Origin of the sequence: Holdemanella porci (genome assembly GCF_009696075.1) — a bacterium.
GTDB lineage: Bacteria > Bacillota_I > Bacilli_A > Erysipelotrichales > Erysipelotrichaceae > Holdemanella > Holdemanella porci.
Window position 1 is genome coordinate 1 of sequence record NZ_VUMR01000083.1, and the last position, 4,489, is coordinate 4,489.

The 4,489-nt window shown below is 31.4% G+C and carries 5 protein-coding genes and 1 pseudogene; 5 read left to right on the top strand and 1 reads right to left on the bottom strand.

Going from position 1 to position 4,489, the window contains the following annotated elements:
- Positions 1-157 precede the first annotated feature (157 nt).
- The 5 genes from FYJ55_RS10130 (at position 158) to FYJ55_RS10150 (ending at position 3,913) form a co-directional block, all read left to right on the top strand.
- Positions 158-922, top strand: coding sequence for a site-specific integrase (locus FYJ55_RS10130; protein WP_229771160.1), 765 nt, complete (start codon positions 158-160; stop codon positions 920-922).
- 569 nt (positions 923-1,491) lie between these two features.
- On the top strand, positions 1,492-1,944 hold the full coding sequence (locus FYJ55_RS11355; RefSeq protein ID WP_268234154.1) for a ParA family protein: 453 nt from the start codon (positions 1,492-1,494) through the stop codon (positions 1,942-1,944).
- Between the two features lie 5 nt (positions 1,945-1,949).
- Positions 1,950-2,699: a class B sortase gene (locus FYJ55_RS10140; RefSeq protein WP_154556722.1), complete on the top strand. Its 750-nt coding sequence runs from the start codon at positions 1,950-1,952 to the stop codon at positions 2,697-2,699.
- A 151-nt stretch (positions 2,700-2,850) separates the two neighbouring features.
- Positions 2,851-3,438 (top strand): helix-turn-helix domain-containing protein, encoded by a 588-nt coding sequence (locus FYJ55_RS10145; RefSeq protein WP_110103169.1) that lies wholly within the window; start codon positions 2,851-2,853, stop codon positions 3,436-3,438.
- Between the two features lie 181 nt (positions 3,439-3,619).
- A complete protein-coding gene (locus FYJ55_RS10150) occupies positions 3,620-3,913 on the top strand; it encodes a hypothetical protein (RefSeq protein WP_154556723.1) in 294 nt (97 codons plus the stop codon).
- A 488-nt stretch (positions 3,914-4,401) separates the two neighbouring features.
- Here the strand turns inward: FYJ55_RS10150 and FYJ55_RS10155 are convergent.
- A pseudogene (locus tag FYJ55_RS10155) lies at positions 4,402-4,489 on the bottom strand (NADH peroxidase); the annotation flags it as partial.

Here is a 4,489-nt window from a genome sequence, read left to right on the forward strand (position 1 = left end):
TATGCACAAGAATCTACAATATCCAGGACAGTCATGTTCAATATCTCATTCTATTTTTAATGTGATTGGTTCCTTATCAAATCAAATTCGAGATGTTTTACCTGTCCTATAAATATACTAGCATCAACTAGAAGTTTGTGAAGATCCAAAAATTTCATTGGCAATTCAACTATCATTTGCGTGTTCATTACGTATTGGTGAAGTTTTAGGATTACAATGGAAAAATGTATTCATAAGCGATGAGGATATTGAAAAAGATAATGCTCATATTGTTGTAGAACAGCAATTACAAAGATTATCTAAAAAGGGAATTGATGAGTTGAATGTTCAAGATATTTTGTATACATTTCCATCGGCTATGGATAATGAAAATAATACAACAGTATTGGTTTTACGAAAGCCAAAAACACAATCAAGTATTCGTACTATATGGCTACCTAATACATTGGCACAATTTTTACGAGAATGGAAAGAACAACAAAATGAATACAAAGAATTCTTTCAAGATGAATATCATGATTATGATATGGTTTTATGTTTTGAAGATGGTAGACCAGTAGAGCATAATATTATTCGCAAAGGATTGGCCAAGGTTTCAGAAGAAGCTGGACTTCCGCCAGTGGTATTTCATTCGCTTCGTCATTCAAGTACAACATATAAATTGAAATTGAATCACGGTGATATAAAAGCAACACAGGGAGATACTGGCCATGCACAAGCTGATATGGTAACTGATTTATATAGTCATATTTTAGATGAAGATCGCAAAGTAAATGCTCAAAAGTTTGATGAGTCATTCTATCAAAACAACGATGAAGATAATGCGAATCGAAAAAAGGATAGTATTGATGTGGATAAGCTGGTTGCTTCTTTAAAAGATAATCCAGATTTACTAGATAAACTATTAGATGCATTAAAATAAGATGTCCCAATTAAGGGACTTTTTTAGTAAAATGACTTTCCAGCTAATAGCCAGCTAATATTGACTGTAAAAATTAAACGAAATCAGGTGAAAAAAACCGTGTAATTTGTTGAGTGGTCAAAATTAGAAAACGTAAAAAAGTCGATAAATAAAGCACAAAACAAAATTGTATGAAAATTTCAAGATTAAATAAAATTGTGATGAGTGGCCTCCTAAGCGATAGATCGGGTGTTCGAACCACCTCGAGGACGCCATATTTGCTATAAATAAAGTGATTTTAAAACTTTATGGCTATATATAAATTGCGGTGAAATCATTTGATTTTATCGCTTTTTTTAATTAAGCTTGAATTGAATTTTACGGAAATGCCAGCTAATAGAAATTGGCGTGATTCGAACATTTTGACCACTTCCAGCTAATAAAAATAGGCTTTCAGCTAATATTCATCTTTTAAGAACACTTGATGAGTGGTCAAACATAAGAGTATTAGAAACATAAAACAGGACAATATGAACAAACTCCTTTTACATAGCCAGGTCAATCTGGCATATGAGAAAGGAGTTTTTATTATGCCAAAATGTAAAGTAATCGCAGTCACAAATCAAAAGGGTGGTGTAGGTAAAACTACAACTACAGAGAATGTGGCCATTGGTTTGGCTCGAAATGGATGCAATGTCTTGATTGTGGATTTTGATCCTCAGGGCGATCTTACTAGCTGTCTTGGATGGAAAAACAATGATTCATTGGAACACTCTGTTTCATCTATGCTTGATGATGGCACTTATTATTCTAGAAAAGTTGGAGATGACAAAGTAACAAAGCATGTTGTAAAAGATGGAAAAGCTGTGCTTTCTGATGCAATTTATGGTCATGAATATGAATTTAAGGGAATCAAAGCTCCAACTTCTTATCAATTAGCTGATAAGTCTAAAGCTTATAAAGTAGAGGCAGATGAGGAAACCGATACAATTATCTATTATTTTGAAAATGCACATATCGTTGTTCCTAATACTGGGGTATAAATAGTATGAAACATAAAAAAATAAAAATAGCAGCTGCACTACTTGTAGTGGGATTGATTGGTGGTGTTATCTACAATCAGGTTACTGCAAAGAAATCTTATGACTATTCGGATTATTATGTAGAAACAAAAACGACTAAAAAAGAATCAAAAAAAGAGAATGAGGAAACTTCTGAAAAGGAGCTTCCTTTATCTTTGTTGAAACAAACAAATAAAGATGTTGTGGGTATTTTAGAATTTGATGATCGAATTATTTATGAGCCAATTGTACAAGCTCCAAATAATGATTATTATGTTCGTAAAAATATCAACAAAGAATATGCCAATGCCGGAATACCATTTGTATCGGCAGATGGAAATATAGATTCAAAAAATGTCGTAATCTATGGTCATTCTAGTAAATGGGACAATATTATCTTTACACCTTTAATGAGTTATACAGATCACAACTATTATAAAAAGCATGATACATTTAAATTTATTACTGAAGATGAAACTAAAATATATCAGATTTTTGGAGTAATGAATGTTGATTTAAATAACTTAAATGATTCTTTAGAATTTACACAAACAGAATGGGATTCAACAAACTCATTTAATGCATTTATATCAGATTCTATTAATAGAGGATTGTATAAAACTGGTGTTTCAGTAAATAAAGATGATCGATTAACGACATTGGTTACTTGTGATACAAGAGATAACAATAAGAGAATTGTAATTCTAGCTAAATTGGTTAATATAGCAAATGTTTAAAAACTAAGGTGTATGATACAATTTAGCTAGATAAATTTGAAGTTTACGGTCTGTAAAAGACCTTTTACACACGGAAACCATAAATGTCAATCCACTTTGATAGCGAAAATAAGACCTTTCGATTAGTATGAGTATGCAAGGAGGTTACGAGATGGAACTTGGAAAGCAAATAAAAATGCATCGTCAGGAAGCACATTTATCCCAAGAGGAGTTAGCCAATCGTGTTTATGTTTCAAGGCAAACAATCTCAAATTGGGAAAATGATAAAAGCTATCCAGATGTGAATAGTTTGGTATTACTGAGTGAAATCTTTCAAATTTCTCTTGACAATCTAATCAAAGGAGATATTGAAGTTATGAAAGATGTAATTCAAAAAGAAGAAATTGAAAAGATGAATCGCTATGGAAAATCCTACACTATAATGCTAATTGCAACTGCTGTTTCTGCAGTGCCGCTATTTATGTGGCTTGGTGTTTGGGCATTCATTCCTTGGGGAATCATTTGGGCAATCTCTATGTACTTTGCCTTTAAGGTTGAAAAGGTAAAAAAAGATAATGATGTTCAAACCTATAAAGAAATTGTTGCATTTTCTGAGGGAAAACTTTTGGATGATATTCATAAGCAACGAGAAATAGGCAAACGTCCTTATCAAAAAATTCTTTTAGTTATAGGTACTGCGTTGACAACATTTGTTGTTTGTGTTTTAATCGGTTTTCTGATGCACATCCTTTTGAACTAATAGTGATGGAACGCCAAATTTCAGTTTATTGAAAAAAGAAAGAAGTGATAGCGTTGACAAGAATTTGCTGTTCTCATTGTGGTCATGAAACGGCAAAATTGTTTATAGAATTCTAACAATGACTACTCAACTTCAAAAAGATATAGATGATCATTAAATTTATTTGGTACGTGGTAAAACGATGCTACCTTCAAGTCGATATTTTTTTCATTGTCATAAAGATGCTCGTTATTCATTTTTACCTATTGATGAAACTTCTACTATTTCAGTTGAATCTGAAATGGGTGGTTTTTATGAAGGATATCAAAAGATTGTTGTAAAAAAGATTAAAGATCGGTTTGTTGATTCTTATTCAGATTCTATTGGTACTTTAGAATGTGAAACAAGTATTGATTTAACTGAAAAGGAATTTAAGAAGTTTATCCATAATATATATCCTACATTAAAGAATGGAATGAAAACGATGATGATTTAGATATTTGTGATGAAACAACATGGTCTATCATTATAAAAGCAATTAACAGTTTAGGTTTACCTGAGCTTCGATAAGCATTAGCACTTCAGCTAGTGCTTTTCTTTAATCAAGTGAGCAACTTGATGTTCACACTATTAGAAATTAAAAGGATCGTTCTATTACCGAAAAATGAATATTTACCAAAAATCGGGAATAGAATAATGACAAACCCACTAATTGTGTTAAATTATGCTTGTGATAGTTATTACCGAAAATTTAATGATTTTTAAAAAGTGGGAATAGGACAGAATGTTATGCAACTTATTGTTAGAAAAAAATATTATCAAATAACAAATTATTATCTAACAGATAAACAAATAAAAATGATGCATACTCGATAATCAAATATCGAGTGTTGCACCTTTTTTTCTATTCAACCTCTAAAGTCAGGTATTATACACGAAAACAAGAAAAAAAGCTTCCGATTGATTCAGAAGCTTCTAAATGCATTATTCACCAAAATAACGTTTTAATAATCCAGCAAATGCCTTACCATGACGAGCTTCATCACGAGCCATTTCGTGTACTGTATCATGA

Coding starts and splice junctions, on each gene's coding strand:
- FYJ55_RS10140 (WP_154556722.1), top strand. CDS start 1,950: ATGAAACATAAAAAAATAAAAATAGCAGCTGCACTACTTGTAGTGGGA.
- FYJ55_RS11355 (WP_268234154.1), top strand. CDS start 1,492: ATGCCAAAATGTAAAGTAATCGCAGTCACAAATCAAAAGGGTGGTGTA.
- FYJ55_RS10145 (WP_110103169.1), top strand. CDS start 2,851: ATGGAACTTGGAAAGCAAATAAAAATGCATCGTCAGGAAGCACATTTA.
- FYJ55_RS10150 (WP_154556723.1), top strand. CDS start 3,620: ATGCTACCTTCAAGTCGATATTTTTTTCATTGTCATAAAGATGCTCGT.